Origin of the sequence: Jannaschia sp. R86511 (genome assembly GCF_042466345.1) — a bacterium.
In the GTDB taxonomy this organism is placed as follows: Bacteria; Actinomycetota; Actinomycetes; order Actinomycetales; family JBBAYJ01; genus Aquipuribacter.
On sequence record NZ_JAXHCD010000001.1, the window covers coordinates 4,413,852 to 4,430,676 of the forward strand.

The 16,825-nt window shown below is 77.5% G+C and carries 14 protein-coding genes; 8 read left to right on the plus strand and 6 right to left on the minus strand.

Annotated elements, in window-relative coordinates; all coding sequences use genetic code 11:
* Positions 1–36: 36 nt before the first annotated feature.
* Together SJY06_RS20705 and ssd are read right to left on the minus strand one after the other, a co-directional pair.
* Positions 37–1,086 (minus strand): TadA family conjugal transfer-associated ATPase, encoded by a 1,050-nt coding sequence (locus SJY06_RS20705; protein ID WP_380169429.1) that lies wholly within the window; start codon positions 1,084–1,086, stop codon positions 37–39.
* Positions 1,073–2,233: a septum site-determining protein Ssd gene (ssd, locus tag SJY06_RS20710; protein WP_380169430.1), complete on the minus strand. Its 1,161-nt coding sequence runs from the start codon at positions 2,231–2,233 to the stop codon at positions 1,073–1,075. Before ssd ends, SJY06_RS20705 begins: the two co-directional genes overlap by 14 nt.
* A 361-nt stretch (positions 2,234–2,594) precedes the next feature.
* Between ssd and SJY06_RS20715 the strand changes: the two genes are divergently transcribed.
* Positions 2,595–3,410 carry an HAD family hydrolase gene (locus SJY06_RS20715; RefSeq protein WP_380169431.1) on the plus strand — a complete coding sequence of 272 codons (816 nt, stop codon included), beginning with the start codon at positions 2,595–2,597 and terminating at the stop codon, positions 3,408–3,410.
* 24 nt (positions 3,411–3,434) lie between these two features.
* Here the strand turns inward: SJY06_RS20715 and SJY06_RS20720 are convergent, their stop codons facing one another.
* The 4 genes from SJY06_RS20720 to xylA all read right to left on the minus strand — a co-directional run bounded on the left by SJY06_RS20720 (position 3,435) and on the right by xylA (position 7,904).
* Positions 3,435–4,328 carry a hypothetical protein gene (locus SJY06_RS20720; RefSeq protein WP_380169432.1) on the minus strand — a complete coding sequence of 298 codons (894 nt, stop codon included), beginning with the start codon at positions 4,326–4,328 and terminating at the stop codon, positions 3,435–3,437.
* A 9-nt stretch (positions 4,329–4,337) separates the two neighbouring features.
* Entirely contained in the window at positions 4,338–5,162 is an 825-nt protein-coding gene (locus SJY06_RS20725; protein WP_380169433.1) for a glycerophosphodiester phosphodiesterase family protein, read from the minus strand.
* Between the two features lie 122 nt (positions 5,163–5,284).
* The gene (gene xylB, locus SJY06_RS20730; RefSeq protein WP_380169434.1) at positions 5,285–6,709 is read right to left on the minus strand and encodes a xylulokinase; all 1,425 of its coding nucleotides are present in this window, start codon (positions 6,707–6,709) and stop codon (positions 5,285–5,287) included.
* Between the two features lies 1 nt (position 6,710).
* Complete coding sequence (gene xylA / locus SJY06_RS20735) at positions 6,711–7,904, minus strand: xylose isomerase (RefSeq protein ID WP_380169435.1); 1,194 nt, start codon at positions 7,902–7,904, stop codon at positions 6,711–6,713.
* A gap of 148 nt (positions 7,905–8,052) precedes the next feature.
* On the opposite strand from xylA, the gene SJY06_RS20740 reads away from it, so the two are divergent.
* The 7 genes from SJY06_RS20740 (at position 8,053) to SJY06_RS20770 (ending at position 16,709) form a co-directional block, all read left to right on the plus strand.
* The gene (locus SJY06_RS20740; protein ID WP_380169436.1) at positions 8,053–9,117 is read left to right on the plus strand and encodes a LacI family DNA-binding transcriptional regulator; all 1,065 of its coding nucleotides are present in this window, start codon (positions 8,053–8,055) and stop codon (positions 9,115–9,117) included.
* Positions 9,114–10,325, plus strand: a complete 1,212-nt coding sequence (locus SJY06_RS20745) for a sensor histidine kinase (RefSeq protein WP_380169437.1) — start codon at positions 9,114–9,116, stop codon at positions 10,323–10,325. Before SJY06_RS20740 ends, SJY06_RS20745 begins: the two co-directional genes overlap by 4 nt.
* Positions 10,326–10,396: 71 nt before the next feature.
* A complete protein-coding gene (locus SJY06_RS20750; protein WP_380169438.1) occupies positions 10,397–12,193 on the plus strand; it encodes an ABC transporter ATP-binding protein in 1,797 nt (598 codons plus the stop codon).
* On the plus strand, positions 12,190–13,965 hold the full coding sequence (locus tag SJY06_RS20755) for an ABC transporter ATP-binding protein (RefSeq protein WP_380169439.1): 1,776 nt from the start codon (positions 12,190–12,192) through the stop codon (positions 13,963–13,965). The genes SJY06_RS20750 and SJY06_RS20755 overlap by 4 nt, the downstream gene beginning before the upstream one ends.
* Positions 13,966–13,982: 17 nt before the next feature.
* Complete coding sequence (locus tag SJY06_RS20760) at positions 13,983–14,753, plus strand: LytR/AlgR family response regulator transcription factor (protein ID WP_380169440.1); 771 nt, start codon at positions 13,983–13,985, stop codon at positions 14,751–14,753.
* Between the two features lie 25 nt (positions 14,754–14,778).
* Complete coding sequence (locus SJY06_RS20765) at positions 14,779–15,153, plus strand: hypothetical protein (protein ID WP_380169441.1); 375 nt, start codon at positions 14,779–14,781, stop codon at positions 15,151–15,153.
* Positions 15,150–16,709: a cation acetate symporter gene (locus tag SJY06_RS20770; protein WP_380169442.1), complete on the plus strand. Its 1,560-nt coding sequence runs from the start codon at positions 15,150–15,152 to the stop codon at positions 16,707–16,709. Before SJY06_RS20765 ends, SJY06_RS20770 begins: the two co-directional genes overlap by 4 nt.
* Positions 16,710–16,825 lie beyond the last annotated feature (116 nt).

Sequence of the window (16,825 nt, forward strand, 5' to 3'; positions counted from 1 at the left end):
GTCGACGGGGGCCGTGCGACGCACCGCGGCCGGCCGTCATGCGGCGGTCGCGTGGGCGCCGTGACGTCCGGGTGCCACGGCGCGGCCGGCCGTGTCGACGACCGGCACGAGGCGCGGCACCCCGGTGCCGGCCGGCCCGGCGGGGCCGCCCTCGTCGTCCGCCCAGCCCCAGACCCCCTCGACCCGGCGTCGTCCGTCGGTGCCGCGCACCACGGGTACGACGACGTCGACCGCGGCCCGCAGCTGCAGCAGGGCCGTGGCCGGGTCGATCCCCGCGGCACCGGCCAGGGCGACCACCCGCACCGGCACGTCGTGCGGGCGCGCCGCGTGCAGCGTCGCCGCCCCCGCGTGGCCGGCCCCCATGGCCAGCAGCAGCTCCCGCACCTCCGCCCCCCGGCACTCACCCACCACCAGCCGGTCGGGGCGCATCCGCAGCGCCTGCCGGACCAGCACGTCCAGGCCCACGGCCCCGGCCCCCTCGACGTTGCCCGGTCGCGCCTCCAGCGACACCACGTGCGGGTGCACCGGGGCCAGCTCGGCGGCGTCCTCCACCACGACCACGCGCTCGGCGGCCGGGACGCACGACAGCAGCGCCCCCAGCAGCGTGGTCTTGCCCGCCCCGGTGGCGCCGGTGACCAGCAGGCTGCGCCGGGCCTGCACCAGGCGCTGGAGCGCGTCGGACAGCCCGGGCGACAGCGCCTCGCGGGCCACCAGGTCCGACAGGGCCAGGGCCGTGGCCGGTGGCACGCGCAGGCTGATGTGGGTGCCGGAGCGGCACAGCGCCGGCAGCACGGCGTGCAGCCGCGTGCCGTCGGGCAGGCGCGCGTCCACCCACGGCGACGCGTCGTCCAGGCGCCGTCCGCCGGCCCCCGCCAGGCGGACCGCGAGGGCCCGGACCTGCTCCTCGGTGTCGAGCCCGGTGACGGCCACGCGCTGCAGCCCGGCCTCGCCGTCCACCCAGACCCGGCCGGCGCCGTTGACCAGCACGTCGGTGACCCCGCCCCGGCCCAGCAGCGGCTCCAGCGGGCCGAGGGGACCCAGCGGCGCGTGCGTCCCGGCCGGCAGGGCGGCCTCAGGCCGCCGCACGGGCGTCCACCGGCAGGTGCGCCTCGACCCAGCCCGCCGCCCAGCGGCGCAGCGGGCTGCGGGCGGCGACCGCGAACGGCTCGCCCCGCTCCAGGGCCCCGGCCAGCCCCGGCTCGGCCCTCACCACGTCCACGCGCTCCACCCGGCGGGCCCGGGCGTCGGTCCCACCGCCCGCCGCCCCGACGGCGAGCAGCCCGGTCTCCACCGCGCGGGCCGCGTCGCGAGGACGCAGCCCACCCGGTGACGGCCCGCGCACCAGCAGGTGGGTGCGGTGCGGCCCTGGCCAGCCCGTCAGCACGGCCGGCACCGCCGCCGCCGCCCGGACCTCGGCCGGGCACACGCACAGCAGCACGTCGGCCGCCTCGACCGCCACCTGGGCGGCCGGGTCGCCGGCGCGGGGCAGGTCGAGCACGACCAGGTCGTGCTCGTCGGCCCCGGCACGCAGGACGGCCCGCGCCGACGCCGGTGCCACCCGCAGCGCGTCACGACCGTGGGACAGCACCGTGACGCCGTCGGCCACGGGCAGGGCCGCACCCAGGCCGCCGGGGGGCAGCGGGCCGGCCACGTCGGCGAGGTCCGCCCAGCGCAACCCCGGCAGCTGCTCGGCGCCGACGGCCAGGTCCAGACCACCGCCCAGCGGGTCCGCGTCGACCAGGAGCACCCGCAGCCCGGCGACCGCCCCCGCCGTGGCCAGCGCCACGGCGGTGGTCGTCGCCCCGGCCCCGCCGCGGGCCCCGACCACGGCGACGCACGAGCCCTTGGGCCGGGCCGCGCGGCGGGCGGCCTCGACCAGCCAGTCCCGGGCCAGCGGCAGGACGAGGACCTGCTGGGCCCCCGCCTGCACCGCGGCCCGCCAGACCTCGGCGCCGGGGTCGTCGTCACCGCCGCGGGGCTCGTGGTGGACCAGGACGACCCCGTCGCGGCGCGGCAGGTCCTGCACCAGGTGCGCCTCGGCCGAACCGACAAGCACCAGCGCGGCCCCCGCCCACGCCTGCGACGCCGGCCGGTGGGGAACGGCGTCCGCGACGGCACCGGCCTCGGCGCAGGCCGCCAGCAGGTCGGCCCGCAGGTCCGGGTCCGTGCCCACGCACAGCACCCGGCCGACCTCCTGCGACGCCCCTGGTCTCGCTGCCCGTCCCTGCCGCATCCCCTGGCTCCTGCTCCGCCCCGACCACCGGGGCACGCCGCCATCCAGCCAGGGCAGGCGGCGGCGGGGACGGGTCGCGGTCCCGGCTGGGGACAGCGACGCACCGGGAGGGCCTGTGGACGCACGACGACATGCGGGTCCGCGGACGACCGGCAGGAGAAAAGGGGGCGGCCCCTGCCGGGGGGACGCAGGGGCCGCCGGACTCGGCTCGTCGGGGGGGACGGTGCCGAGTCCACAGGGCTGGGGGAAGCCCTACGGAGAGTGTGGCGGTAATCCCTTGTTCAAGCAACTCGTTCGGGCCACGAGTTTCGCCCCCGGTTCCCGGGGGCGACGCCGCCACGGCCTCCGTAGGGTGGTGCCCATGCCCCCGGACACGTCCGACGAGCCCAGGGTCGCGGCGTTCTTCGACCTCGACAAGACGATCATGGCGGCCTCGAGCACCTTCGCCCTGGGGCGCGGCCTGCGCCGGCGGGGGATGCTGCCGCCCCACACGGCCGCCCGCAGCGTCTACGCGCACGCCTCCTACATGGTCCGCGGCGCCGACCACGTCCAGATGGAGCGGATGCGCGAGCTGCTCAGCGACCTGGTGACCGGCTGGGACGTCGAGGTGGTGGGCGAGGTCGTCGCCGAGGCCCTGGAGGAGGTGCTGGTCCCGCTGGTCTACCCCGAGGCCGCGGAGCTGATCCGGTGGCACCAGCAGTTCGGCCGGGCCGTCGTCATCGTGTCCTCGGCCGCGCTGGAGGTGGTGCGCCCCATCGGGGAGCGGCTCGGCGCCGACCACGTGGTCGGGACCTCGATGGAGGTCGTCGACGGCCGCTACACCGGCGTCATCGACTACTACGCCTACGGCGCCCACAAGGCCGAGTCGGTCCGGGCGCTGGCCGAGGAGCACGGCTTCGACCTCGACGCGTCCTACGCCTACAGCGACTCCGCCACCGACCTGCCGATGCTGTCCGCGGTCGGCCGGCCCCACGCCGTCAACCCGGACCGGCAGCTGGTGGCCCACGCCGAGCTGCTCGGCTGGCCCGTCCTGCACTTCGCCCCGCCGCCGGCCGCGCCGCGGAACCTCAACTCCGTCGCGGTGCCGTCCGCGACGACGGTCGGTGCCGTCGGCGCCGTGGGAGCGGTCGGCGCGGTGGGGGTCGGCTGGTACCTGGCCCGACGCCGCCGCCGCTGACCACGGGCCGGCTCGGCCCCCGGCTCAGGCGAGCCGGCCCGCCATGACCTCGTCGGCGACCCGACGCCCCTGCTCCGCCCCGGCCACCACCGTCTGCCCCCACCAGACGACCCAGGCCTCGACCCCGGCGGCGCCGCCGGACGCGTAGGCGGCCAGGGCCTCGTCCCGGCCCGCCCGGTCGGCCAGGGCGGCGCGCTCGGGCACCGTCACCCCGAGCGGGTCCAACCCCGTGCCCACCAGGACGGTGCGGGCCAGCGCGCGGGCGAGCACGCCCGAACCGGGAGTGAACGCGGCGGTGACGACGCACTCGGCGTCGGCTACCGCGGCCAGCACCAGGCCCGGGGCGTCCGTGCCGTCGGCCAGCAGCCGCACGAGCCCCTCGACCCGGGCGGCGGCCTCGGGTCGGGGCCGTCCCAGCGTCGCGGTGCCGGCCGGTCCCGCTGCGCGACCGACCAGGTCGGCGGCGGCCAGGGTGTGCAGCCGGGCGAGCACCTGGGCCGGGGCCCGCGACAGCCCCCGGGCGAGGCCGTGCGCCTCCAGGCTCGCCCGCAGCGCCCCCCGCACGACGGCGTCGACGGGGTCCACCGGCACGGCCGGACCAGAGGCGTCGGCCGGACCGGGGTCGGCAGCGGGATCCACGACGGCAGCGGCCGCCCCGACCCGGTCGTCACCCGGCGCCCCGGTTCCACCGCCCGGCACCACCATGGCCCGCACCTGCGCCAGCGGCAGCCGGACCCCGTCGAGCTCGGCCGACGCCGCCGCCGCCCGGACGCAGGCCTCGGTCCGGACCTCGGCCGTCCGCCGGCGCAGCGCCGGGTGCCAGCGCAGGTCGCTGCACGCCTGCCGGGCCGCGTCGACCGCCTGCTGGACGGCGGGACGGGCGGACAGGGTCGCCAGGGGGTCGTCGGGGCGCGGCACCGGAGGAGCCTAGGTGTCCGCGCCGATCCCGGACGCACCCGTCCGGGGGGCCGTCGCCTGCTCGGGCCGTCGCCACTGCCCCCGCGCCACCAGCACCTCGCGCAGCAGGTCCGGCCGGTCGGTGATCACGCCCCGCACCCCGATGTCGAGCAGCTCGTGCATCCGGGCGGGGTCGTCCACCGTCCACGCCATCACGTGCAGGCCCAGGTCCTCGGCCCGGGCCACGACGCCGGCCGTCAGCACCCCCGCCCCCAGCAGCCGGTCCGGCACGTGCGCCCAGCGGGCGTGGGGCGGGCGCCGGCCCACGCCGCGGGCGGGCGTGCCGAGCCGGGCCGCGGCGATCAGCGACACCAGGCTGCGCCAACCCAGCGCCGTGGTCAGCCCGGGCCCGGCCGCCGCCGCCCGCTCCAGCAGCGCGTCGGGCGCCCCGGCCAGGCAGACCCGGCCGGCCGAGCGGGTCCGGCGCACGTCGGCCAGCAGCCCGGGCACCACCGCCGGGTCCTTGAGGTCGACGGCGAAGCGGGCGTCGGGGAACGCGTCCAGCACGTCGACCGGGCGCACCAACCGGTCACCGGCGGGCGTGCGCAGCGAGCGCAGCCGGTCCCACGTCAGGTCGGCCACGGCCGCGTCCAGGCCGAACAGCCGCCGCAGCGTGCGGTCGTGGTGCAGCACCGCGACGCCGTCGGCCGAGACCCGCACGTCGGTCTCCAGCCAGCGCACGCCGAGGCCGTAGGCGTGGGCGAAGGCCGTCAGGGTGTTCTCGGGGTGCAGGGCCGCTCCCCCGCGGTGCGCGACCGCCAGGGGGCCCTCCTCGGTGTACCGCACCGGGCTCACGGCGCCCATGCTGCGGGGCGCGCGGGCCCGCCGGGGCCCACCCGGCCCGGTTTCGCCGAACCGTCACGACACGTTCATCCCCCGGCCACCCCGCCGCGGGCGGGGTGGCCGGGGGCGTGGGCTCAGAGCCGGTCGACGACCTTGGCCGCGGCCACCGCGTAGCGCTCCCGGACCTGGGGGGCGGCCTCCGCGGTGACGGTCTGCTCGCCCTGCAGCTGCCACGCCGGCGGCTCGTCCCCACCGGCCAGCACCCACGCGGCCTGCCGGGCCGCGCCGTCGGCCACGTACTCCGAGGGCGCCGGCACGACGACCGGGCAGCCCAGCACCGCCGGGGCGATGGCCTGGGTCGCCGGGGACGCCGCGGCGCCCCCGACCAGGACGACCCGCCGCACGTCGACGCCCTGCTCGACCAGCGCGTCGATGCCGGCCGCGAGACCGCAGAACAGCCCCTCGAACGCGGCCCGGGCCAGGTGGGCCGGCGTGGTGCTGGTCAGGGTCAGCCCGTGCAACGAGCCGGTGGCGTCGGGCAGGTTGGGCGTGCGCTCGCCCTCCAGGTACGGCACGAGCACGAGCCCGTCCGCCCCGGTCGGGGCCTGCAGCGCGAGCCGGGCCAGACCGTCGTGGTCGACCCCCAGCAGCCGCGCCGTGGCGTCGAGCACCCGCGCGGCGTTGAGGGTGCAGACCAGCGGCAGGAACCGGCCGGTGGCGTCGGCGAAGCCGGCCACCACGCCCGAGGGGTCGTTGGCCGCCACGTCGCTGATCCCGGACACGACGCCCGAGGTGCCGATCGACACCACGACGTCACCGGGACCGGCGCCGACCCCCAGCGCCGCGGCGGCGTTGTCGCCGCTGCCGGGGCCGAGCAGCGCCCCGCGGCGGGCCAGGTCCACCGCGACGGCGCCCCCGGACTCGGCGGGACCGAGCACCCGGGGCAGGGCCGCGTCGTGACCGAGGCCGGCCTCGAGCAGGTCGCGGCGGTACTGCCCCGTGGCGGCCGAGAAGTAGCCGGTGCCGGAGGCGTCGCCGCGGTCGGTGACCAGGGCGTCCAGGCCCGCCGACCCGCCGGGCCCACCACCGGCCAGGCGCCAGGTCAGCCAGTCGTGGGGCAGGCAGACCGCCGCGACCCTGGCCGCGACGTCGGGCTCGGCGTCGCGCAGCCAGCGCAGCTTGGACACCGTGAACGAGGCGACCGGGACCACGCCGACGTCGTCGGCCCAGGCCTGCGCGCCGCGCTCGGCCACCAGGTCGGCCGCGGCCGCCGCGGAGCGGGTGTCGTTCCACAGCAGGGCCGGGCGCAGCACCTGCCCGTCATCGCCCAGGGCGACCATGCCGTGCTGCTGGCCGCCGACCGACACCGCGTCGACGTCGTCCAGGCCGCCCGCGTCGGCGACGGCGCTCTGCAGCGCGTCCCACCAGCGGTCGGGGTGGACCTCGGTGCCGTCGGGGTGCGCGGCGCGACCGGTGCGCACGAGCGCACCGGTCGCGGCGTCACGGACGACGACCTTGCAGGACTGCGTCGAGGAGTCGACGCCCGCGACGAGAGCCACGTCAGCTCCGCGCGCCCGTCAGGTGCTCGATGGCGAGCTGGTCCAGACGGCCGTAGTGCTTGCCGCGCGCCGCCGCCGCCTCGACGTCGAAGTCCTCGAAGGACGCCCGGTCGGACAGCAGGTCCTGCCAGGTCTCGCCGTCGGCCAGGGCCGGCTTCGCGAGCTCGGACGCACCGACGGCCTCCAGGGCCGCCTGCACCTCGGGGTCGGCGCGGTAGGTCGCGGCCCGCTCCTTGAGCATCAGGTACGTGACCATGTTGGCCGTGGCGGAGTCCCACACGTCGTCCGCGCTCTCGGTGCGGAACGGCTTGTAGTCGAAGTGGCGCGGGCCGGTGTAGGCCGGGCCGCCGCCCGGGCCGCCGTTCTCCAGCAGGTCGACGAGGAAGAACGCGTTGATCAGGTCGCCGTGGCCGAACACCAGGTCCTGGTCGAACATCGGGCCGTGCTGGCCGTTGAGGTCGATGTGGAAGAGCTTGTCCTGCCACAGCGCCTGCGCGATGCCGTGGACGAAGTTGAGCCCGGCCATCTGCTCGTGGCCCGTCTCGGGGTTGAGGCCGACCATCTCGGGGCGCTCCAGCATCGAGATGAAGCCCAGGGCGTGCCCGATCGTGGGCAGCAGGATGTTGCCGCGGGGCTCGTTGGGCTTGGGCTCGATGGCGAGCTTGAGGCCGTAGCCCTTGTCGGTGACGTACTCGCAGAGCAGGTCGACGCCCTCCTTGTAGCGCTGCAGCGCCACGCGGACGTCCTTGGAGGAGTCGGACTCCGAGCCCTCGCGCCCGCCCCACATCACGTAGGTCTCGGCGCCGAGCTCGGCGGCCAGGTCCATGTTGCGCATGATCTTGCGCAGCGCGTACCGGCGGATGTCGCGGTCGGAGCTGGTGAACGCGCCGTCCTTGAACACCGGGTGGCCGAAGGTGTTGGTCGTGGCCATCGGCACGACCATGCCGGTCTCGGCCAGGGCGCCCTTGAAGGCGGCGATGATGCCGTCGCGGTCGGAGTCCGAGGTGCCGTGCGGGATCAGGTCGTCGTCGTGGAACGTGATGCCCCAGGCGCCCAGCCCGTGCAGCTTGTGCACGGCCTCGACCGGGTCCAGGACGGCGCGGCTGGCGTCACCGAACTGGTCACGGGCCTGCCAGCCGACGGTCCACAGGCCGAAGCTGAAGTGGTCGGCGGGGGTGGGAACGGGAACGCTCACGAGGGACTCCTTCGTCCGGGTGCTCTGGTCGGGCGCGACCGGGGCTGTCCGGCGCACCACATTACGCTACCCACCCAACGAACCAGTGTCGAGCCTGCGCCGACCTCACCGGCGTCCCGCGCCCCCGCTCCGTCCGTACGATCCCCCGGTGACCACCTCCGAGCCCGGGCACGTCCGCAGGGGCTCGCGCGTGACCATCTTCGACGTGGCCGTGGCGGCCGGGGTGTCGTACTCCACCGTCTCGCGGGTGGTGAACGGCCAGCGCCACATCGCCCCGGCGACGCGCCAGCGCGTCGAGCGGGCCATGGCCGACCTGGGCTACGTGGCCGACCTGCGCGCCCGGTCGCTGGCCGGTGGCAGCACCAAGATCCTCGGCCTGCTCCTGCTGGACATCAACTCCGACTACATGGCCGAGATCGTCCGCGCGGTCGACGACGAGGTGTCCCGCTCCGGCTACGACCTGATGCTCTGCACCACGCACTCGCGCACCGGTGACCCCGGGGACTACGTCCGGCGGCTCGCCCCGGGCCTCGTCGACGGGCTGATGATCCTCGTGCCGCAGGACCCGGACCGGTACCTGCAGGCGCTGCGGGTGCCGGGGTTCCCGCACGTCCTCATCGACCACCACGGCCCGCTGGCGGGCTCGAGCATCGTCCGGGCGACGAACGACGTCGGCGTGCGTGACGCCGTGCGCCACCTGGCCGGCCTCGGTCACACCCGGCTCACCCACCTGCGCGGCGACGAGGGCCAGGACACCACCCGGATCCGCGAGCAGGCGTTCACCGACGAGTGCCGCCGGCTCGGCCTGGCCGCGACGGTGGCCCCGGGCGGGTACGGCGAGGCCGACGGGTTCGCCTCGGCGACGGCCGTGCTCGACGTGCCCGCCGAGCGCCGGCCGACCGCGCTGCTGACCGCCAACGACGCCTCCGCCCTGGGGGTGCTGGCCGCGGCCCGGTCGCTGGGCGTCGACGTGCCCGGTGACGTGTCCGTGGTCGGCTTCGACGACGTGACGTCCGCCCGGCTGACCAGCCCGCAGCTGACCACGGTCCGGCAGCCGCTGGACCGGATGGGCCGCGCGGCCACCGAGCTGCTGCTGGACCAGCTGGGCCCCGAACCCGGGCCCGCCCGCCTGGTCGAGCTGCCCACCGAGCTGGTGGTCCGCGAGAGCAGCGGCCCGCCGCGTCCCGCCGCCGTGCCCGCCGCGGGCCGATGACCCCGACCTGGGACGACGGCCTGCTCGTCCTGCTGCTCGTGGTGACGGCGCTGCTCGTGCTCACCGTCGGCTACCTGCTGACCCGGGGGGCCGGGCTGGGCCGGCGGCTGACCAACGACGCCGACCGGGCCCGCTTCGACACCCTGCACCTGACCGCCCTGGCCGCCCCCAGCCTGCGCCAGGGCCTGTCCGCGGCGGGTGCGCGCCCGGCCGCGCGGCACCTGCGCCAGCTGCTGGGCACGCCCGCGCTGGCCCTGGTGTCCACCACCGAGCTGCTGGCCTGGGAGGGCGCCGACGACGGCGGCAGCCACGCCGCCCACGCCGTCGCCCACGCCGAGCGGGCCGTGCGCGAGAGCCGGACCCGGGTGCTGGGCGCGACGGAGGTGGCCTGCGACCGCCCGGGCTGCGTGCTGCGCGGCGCGGTCGTGGCCGTCGTCGGGGTGGAGGACCGCCTGCTGGGGGCGCTGGTCGCCTACTCCCCCGCCCGACCGACCGCGCAGCTGGTCCGGGCCACGGAGGAGGTCGCCCGCTGGGTGGCCAGCCAGGTCGAGCTGGCCGAGCTGGACGCCCAGCGCAGCCGGACCGCCGAGGCCGAGCTGCGCGCCCTGCGGGCCCAGATCAGCCCGCACTTCGTCTACAACTGCCTGGCCGCCATCGCCGTGTTCGTGCGCACCGACCCCGACCGGGCCCGCGAGCTGCTGCTCGACTTCGCCGACTTCACCCGGTACGCGTTCCGCCGCGAGGCCCAGTTCACGACCCTGGCCGACGAGCTGCGCAACGTCGAGCGGTACCTGGTGCTGGAGCAGGCGCGCTTCGGCGACCGGCTGGCCGTCGACCTGACCGTGGCCCAGGAGGTGCTGGGGGTGACGCTGCCGTTCCTGTCGGTGCAGCCGCTGGTCGAGAACGCCGTCCGCCACGGCCTGGAGTCCGGCCGCGGGTCGGTCCGGGTGGTGGTGACGGCCGAGGACGACGGGGACGGCGCGCTGATCAGCGTCGACGACGACGGCGCCGGCGCGGACCCGGAGACGGTCCTGGCCGCCGTCGAGGGCCGCGGCTCCGCCGACTCGATCGGCCTGGGCAACGTCGACCTGCGGCTGCGGCAGGTGTTCGGCGACTCCGCGGGGCTGGTGGTCGACACCGCCCCCGGTGCCGGGACGCGGGTGTCGTTCCGGGTGCCCAAGTTCGCCGTCGGGGTGCGCCCGGGCTGACCCGGTCCCGGCCACGCCCGCCGGATAAACCGGTACACCCCGGACGGTCCGGGCACCTAGCGTGGCCCGTCGTGCTCGACCTCCCCCTCGCCGACCCCGGACCGCCCGACCTGCGCTCGCCCTGGCGCTACCTGCTCGGGCTGGCCCGGGCCCAGTGGCGCACCCTGGTCTGGGGCTGCGTGCTCGGCGTGGTGTGGATGACGGCGCTGGCCCTGCTGCCCGTCGCGCTCGGCCGCGGCCTCGACGACGGGTTCGTCACCACGGGCCCGGCGGGCGGCACGACGACCACGGTCGCCTGGCCCCAGCTGCTCACCTGGGCGGGCGTGCTGACCGGGCTCGTGCTGGTGGCCGCCGGGGTGGGCACGCTGCGCCACCGCGCCGCGGTCAGCTGCTGGCTGCAGGCGATGTACCGGACCACGCAGCACGTCTCCCGGCACCTGCGCCGGGCCGGGCCCGCCGTGGCCCAGCAGGTGCCCACGGGCGAGGTGGTCTCCACCGTCGCCTCCGACGCCGACCGGATCGGGGGCGCGCTGGACGTGGTGCCGCGCTTCGCCGGGGCGGTCGCGGCCAGCGGCGTCATCGCCGTGGTGCTGCTGACCCGCTCGCCGACCCTGGGCCTGGTCGTGCTCGTGGGCGTGCCGCTGTGCGTGGCGTCCCTGGCCCTGGTGGTGCGCCCGCTGCACACCCGGCAGCGGGCCCAGCGCGAGGTCGCGGGGCGGCTCACGACCCTGGGCGCCGACACGGTCGCCGGGCTGCGCGTGCTGCGCGGCCTGGGAGGCGAGCAGGTCTTCGCCGACCGCTACCGGGAGCGCTCGCAGACCGTGCGCCGGGCCGGCGAGGACGTGGCCCGGGTGCAGGCCGTGCTCGAGGGGCTGCAGGTGCTGCTGCCCGGGCTGCTGACCGCGCTCGTGGTGTGGCTCGGGGCGCGCTTCGCCGTCGAGGGCCGCATCAGCGCCGGGGAGCTGGTCGCCTTCTACGGCCTGTCCGCGTTCCTGGTGATGCCGCTGCGGACCGGGGTCGAGGCGCTGGAGAAGTGGGCCCGGGCGCTGGTCGGCGCCCGCAAGGTGCTGGCCGTGCTCCGGGTCGAGCCGCCCGTGGTGGACCGGACGGGCGAGGCGCAGGCGACCGACCCCGCGCCGGGCTCCGGCGCGTTCGCGGGCGGCGACCGAGCACCGGTGGCCGCCACTGCGGCCGCCACGCTGGTCGACCCGGACTCGGGCGCGACGATCCGGCCCGGGGAGCTGACGGCGCTGGTGTCGGCCGACCCCGGCGAGGCCGCGCGGGTCGCCGCTCGGCTGGGCCGCGACGACGACACCAGCCGCGTGCTGCTGGACGGCGTGCCGCTGGTGGACCTGCCGCTGCGCGACGTCCGCCGCCGGGTCCTGCTCAGCGAGGCCGAGCCGGCCCTGTTCAGCGGACCGCTGCGCGACACCCTCGACCCGTGGCGGGCCCACACCGTCGCCCAGGTGATGCAGGCCGTGGACGACGCCTCCGCCCACGACGCCGTCGCGTCCGTGCCCGGCGGGCTGGCCGGCCGGCTGCCCGAGCGCGGCCGGTCGCTGTCCGGCGGGCAGCGGCAGCGCCTGGGCCTGGCCCGGGCCCTGCTGCGCGACCCCGACGTGCTGCTGCTGGTCGAGCCGACCAGCGCGGTCGACGCCCACACCGAGGCCCGGGTGGCCGCGCGGCTGCAGCGCAGCCGCGACGGGCGCACGACGGCCGTGGCCACGGCCAGCCCGCTGCTGCTGGAGCAGGCCGACCGGGTGCTGTTCCTGGTCGACGGCCGGGTGCGCGCCGAGGGCCGCCACCACGACCTGCTGGCCGACGTGCCCGCCTACCGCCGCACCGTGACCCGCGAGGAGGACGGATGAGCACCACCACCGTCGACGCCCCCGGCGTGGCCAGCCCCACGCTGCCCGTGGCCGACGCCGCCACCACCCGGCGGCAGGCCGGGGTGCTGCTGCGCACCCACCGGCGCGGCTTCAGCGCGGTCGTCGCGCTGTACGCCGTGGTCGCGGTGGCCGCGCTGGTCGCGCCGTTCCTGCTGGGCCGGCTCGTCGACGGCGTGACCAGGGGCACCCTGACCACGGCCGTCGTGGACCGCGTCGGGGTGGTCCTGCTGCTGGCCGTGCTGCTGCAGGGCGGCTTCGCCTACCTGTCCCGGCGCACCTCCGGCGTGCTGGGGGAACGGATATTCGCCCAGCTGCGCGAGGACTTCGTCGACCGGGCCGTCGAGCTGCCGCTGTCCACGGTGGAGACCGCCGGCACCGGGGACCTGGTCTCGCGCACGACCAACGACGTGGAGACCCTGTCCTGGACGGTGCGCCTGGCCGTGCCCACGGTGTTCGTGGCCGGTACGGCGAGCCTGCTCACGCTGGCCGCCACCGTCGCGGCCGGGCCGCTGGTGGCGCTGGCCCTGCTGGTCGGCGTGCCCCTGGTGCTGCCCGTGACGCGCTGGTACCTGCGCCGGTCCCGGCGCGGCTACCTGGCCGAGCGGGACGCCTACGCCCGGGTCAACGGCGCCGTCACCGAGACGGTCGAGTCGGCCACCACGGTCGAGCACCTGGGCCTGGGCCCGGTCCGGGTCGCCCGCACCGACGCCGACCTGCGCCGCTGCTGGGCGGTCGAGCGCTACACCCTGGCGCTGCGGACCCGGCTGTTCCCGCTCATCGACACCGGCTACCAGCTGCCCATCGCCGTGGCGCTGCTGTGGGGCGGGTTCCTGGTCAGCCAGGACCTGGCCACCCTCGGCCAGGTCACGGCGGTGACGCTGTACCTGCGCCTGCTCGTCGACCCGCTCGACGAGCTGCTGGCCTGGATCGACCAGCTGCAGGTCGGCGCGGCCTGCTACGCCCGGGTGATCGGGGTGGGGCTGGTGCCGGACGACCGGGTCGCCACCGAGGCGCGCCCGGACGGGACGCGGCTGCGGGTCGACGACGTCCGCTACGCCTACCGCCAGCAGGGCCCCGACGTGCTGCACGGGATCGACCTCGACCTGGTCCCGGGCGAGCGCCTCGCCGTGGTCGGGCCCTCCGGCGCGGGCAAGTCCACCCTGGGCCGGCTGCTGGCCGGGGTGCACCCGCCCCGGACCGGGACCGTCGCCGTGGGCGGGGTCCCGCTGGTGGACCTGCCCCTGGACGAGCTGCGCCGCCGCGTCGCCCTGGTCACCCAGGAGCACCACGTGTTCGTCGGCACCCTGGCGCAGAACCTGCTGCTGGCCCGGCCGGGCGCGACCCCGGGCGAGCTGGAGCAGGCGCTGCGGGCGGTGGACGCTCTCGGCTGGGCCAGGGCCCTGCCCGACGGCCTGGCGACCGAGGTCGGCTCCGGGGCCGTCGCGCTGGACCACGCCCAGGCGCAGCAGCTCGCGCTGGCCCGGCTGGTGCTGGTCGACCCGCACACCCTGGTGCTGGACGAGGCGACGTCGCTGCTGGACCCGCGCGCCGCCCGGCACCTGGAGCGCTCGCTGTCGGCCGTGCTCACCGGCCGGACGGTCGTGGCCATCGCTCACCGGCTGCACACGGCCCACGACGCCGACCGGGTGGCCGTGGTCGAGGACGGCCGCATCAGCGAGCTGGGCAGCCACGACGAGCTGATGGCGCGTGACGGGTCCTACGCCTCGTTGTGGCGGTTCTGGCAGGCCTGAGGGCTAGCGTGGCGGGCATGGCCGTACCGGGGCGAGGGCTGACCGTCCTCGTGGTGGACGACGAGGCCCCCGCCCGCGAGGAGCTCGCGTTCCTGCTCAGCCGCGACGACCTGGTGGGCGAGGTGGTCGTCGTGGCCCGGGCCGAGGACGCGCTGCGCCGGCTCGGCGGCGGGGACGTGGACGTCGTGCTGTCCGACGTGCACATGCCGGGCCTGGACGGCCTCGACCTGACCCGGGCCGTGGCCCGGCTCGCCGCGCCGCCCGCGGTGGTGTTCGTGACCGCGCACGACGAGCACGCCGTGGCGGCCTTCGACCTGCAGGTGGCCGACTACGTGCTCAAGCCGGTGCGGGCGGCCCGCCTGGCTGCGGCCCTGCGCCGGGCCACCGCGACCACGGGCGGGGACCCCGGCCGGGCGGCGGGCGAGGCCGACGAGACCCTGAGCGTCGAGCTGGGCGGCGTGACCCGGTTCGTGCAGCGCAGCTCGGTGCTGTGGGCCGAGGCCCAGGGCGACTACGTCCGGCTGCACACCGCCACCGACTCCCACCTGCTGCGCTCCACGCTGCAGCAGCTGGAGGAGCGCTGGCGCCCGGCCGGCTTCGTGCGGATCCACCGCAGCCTGCTGGTCGCGGTGGCCGCGGTGCGCGAGCTGCGCTCCGACGACGGCCGGCACAGCGTGGTCCTCGAGCAGGGCCCGACCCGCCGCGAGCTGCCCGTGGCCCGGCGGCACGCCCGCGAGGTCCGCGAGCGGCTGGTCGACGCGGCCGGCGCCGCCCCGGACCGGTCGTGACCGCGACCCACCGCGGGCCCCGGTCGTGACCGAGCCCGGCCGGCGCCGGCCCACCCGGGTGCGGGTGACGCGCACCGTCCCGCTGCGGGGGCGGGTGTCCTCCCCGGCCCGCAGCGACGACGTGGTCAGCGTCTACGACCGCTCGCTGCGCCGGGCCCAGCTGCGCTGGTCGCTGGCCTCGGTCCTGGTGGTCGTCGTCCCGCTGCTGCTGCTGCCGGCCCTCGGCGTGCTCGCGCCCGGCACGGCCGCCCTGCCCGTGCTCGGGGTCCCGCTGGCCTGGTGGACCCTGGCCGGGGCGGTGTACCCCGTGATCTGGCTCGCGGCGCGGCGCCACGTCGGCGGCGCCGAGCGCACGGAGGCCGACTACCGGGAGCTGCTGGACGAGCAGGACCGGCCGTGAGCCAGGCGCCGGCGCTGGCCGCGATCGCCGTCGTGGTCCTGCTGACGGTCCTGGTCGCCGCCTACGGCACCCGGGTGTCGCGCACCACGGGCGACTTCTACGTGGCCAGCCGCGCCGTGCGGCCGTGGTGGAACGCCAGCGCCATCGGCGGGGAGTACCTGTCGGCGGCCAGCTTCCTGGGGGTGGCGGGCCTCGTGCTGCTGGAGGGCGCCGACGCGCTTTGGTTCCCCATCGGCTACACGGTCGGCTACCTGCTGCTGCTCACCTTCGTCGCGGCCCCGCTGCGCCGCTCGGGCGCCTACACGCTGCCCGACTTCGCCGAGCTGCGGCTGGGCTCCGCCCGGGCCCGGACCGCCTCGGCGCTGGTGGTGGTGCTCGTGGGCTGGCTGTACCTGCTGCCGCAGTTCACCGCCGCGGGACTGGTGTGGGCGGCGGCCACCGGTCTGCCGCGGTGGCTGGGCACGATGCTGGTCGCCGTCGTGGTGTGCGGCGCGGTCGCCGGCGGCGGCATGCGCTCGATCACGATCGTGCAGGCCGTGCAGTACTGGCTCAAGCTCACCGCGATCGCGGTGCCGGCCTGCGTGCTGCTGGCCCTGTGGGGCATCGACGGGGCCCCGGCGTCGCAGGCGCCGGCCGACTGGGCCCTGCCCAGCAGCGACCCGACCGACCTGTACGGCACCTACTCGCTGCTGCTGGCGCTGCTGCTGGGGACCATGGGCCTGCCGCACGTGCTGACCCGCTTCTACACCAACCCCGACGGCACCGACGCGCGCCGGACCACCCGCACCGTCATCGGGCTGCTGGGGCTGTTCTACGTCTGGCCACCGGTCTACGCGGTGCTGGCCTGGCGCTACGCGCCCGAGCTGGCCGTCCCCGGCCGCGCGGACACCCTGGTGGTGGACCTGCCGGCGCTCGCGGCCCCCGGCACCCTGGGCGTCGTCCTCGGCGCGGTGACCCTGGGCGGGGCGTTCGCGGCGTTCCTGTCCACCGCCTCGGGCCTGACGGTGGCGGTGTCGGGCGTGCTGGCGCGCGACCTGGCCCCCGGTGGGACGGTCGGCAGGCCGGGCGGGCCGGCCCGCGACCGGCGGGACGTGCTGCGCTTCCGGCTGGCGACCGTCGTGGCCCTGGTCGTCCCGGTCGGCGTGGCGCTGGTGGGGGTCGACGTGCCGCTGGCGGCGACCGTCGGGCTGGCCTTCGCGCTGGCCGCCTCCACGTTCGCCCCGCTGCTGCTGCTGGGGATCTGGTGGGACGGGCTGCGTTCCGGGCCCGCCCTGGCCGGCATGGCCGTCGGCGGCACGGCCGCGGCGCTGGCGGCGGTGCTGACCCTGACCGGGGTCGCCGCCCGCGCCCCGGCGGGACTCACCGAGGCGCTCGAGCAGCCCGCCGCCTGGACGGTGCCGCTCGCGGTCCTCGTCATGGTCGTGGGCTCGCGGGCGCAGACCCGGCGCGAGCGGACCACCGGCACGGCCCCGCCGCCGGCCCCGGTGCAGCCGGCCCTGCTGCACCGGCCGGAGCCACGCTCGGAGCGCCCCGTTCCCACCGCCCCGCCCGGCTGACCGCTCACCGACCCCGGCCTACCGCTCGTCGCTGGAGTCACGTCGCCGCCCGCACCGCCCCGACGTCGCCCTCCATCGTGAGCGCCAGACGCCCGCACCGACGCGGCCGCACGTGA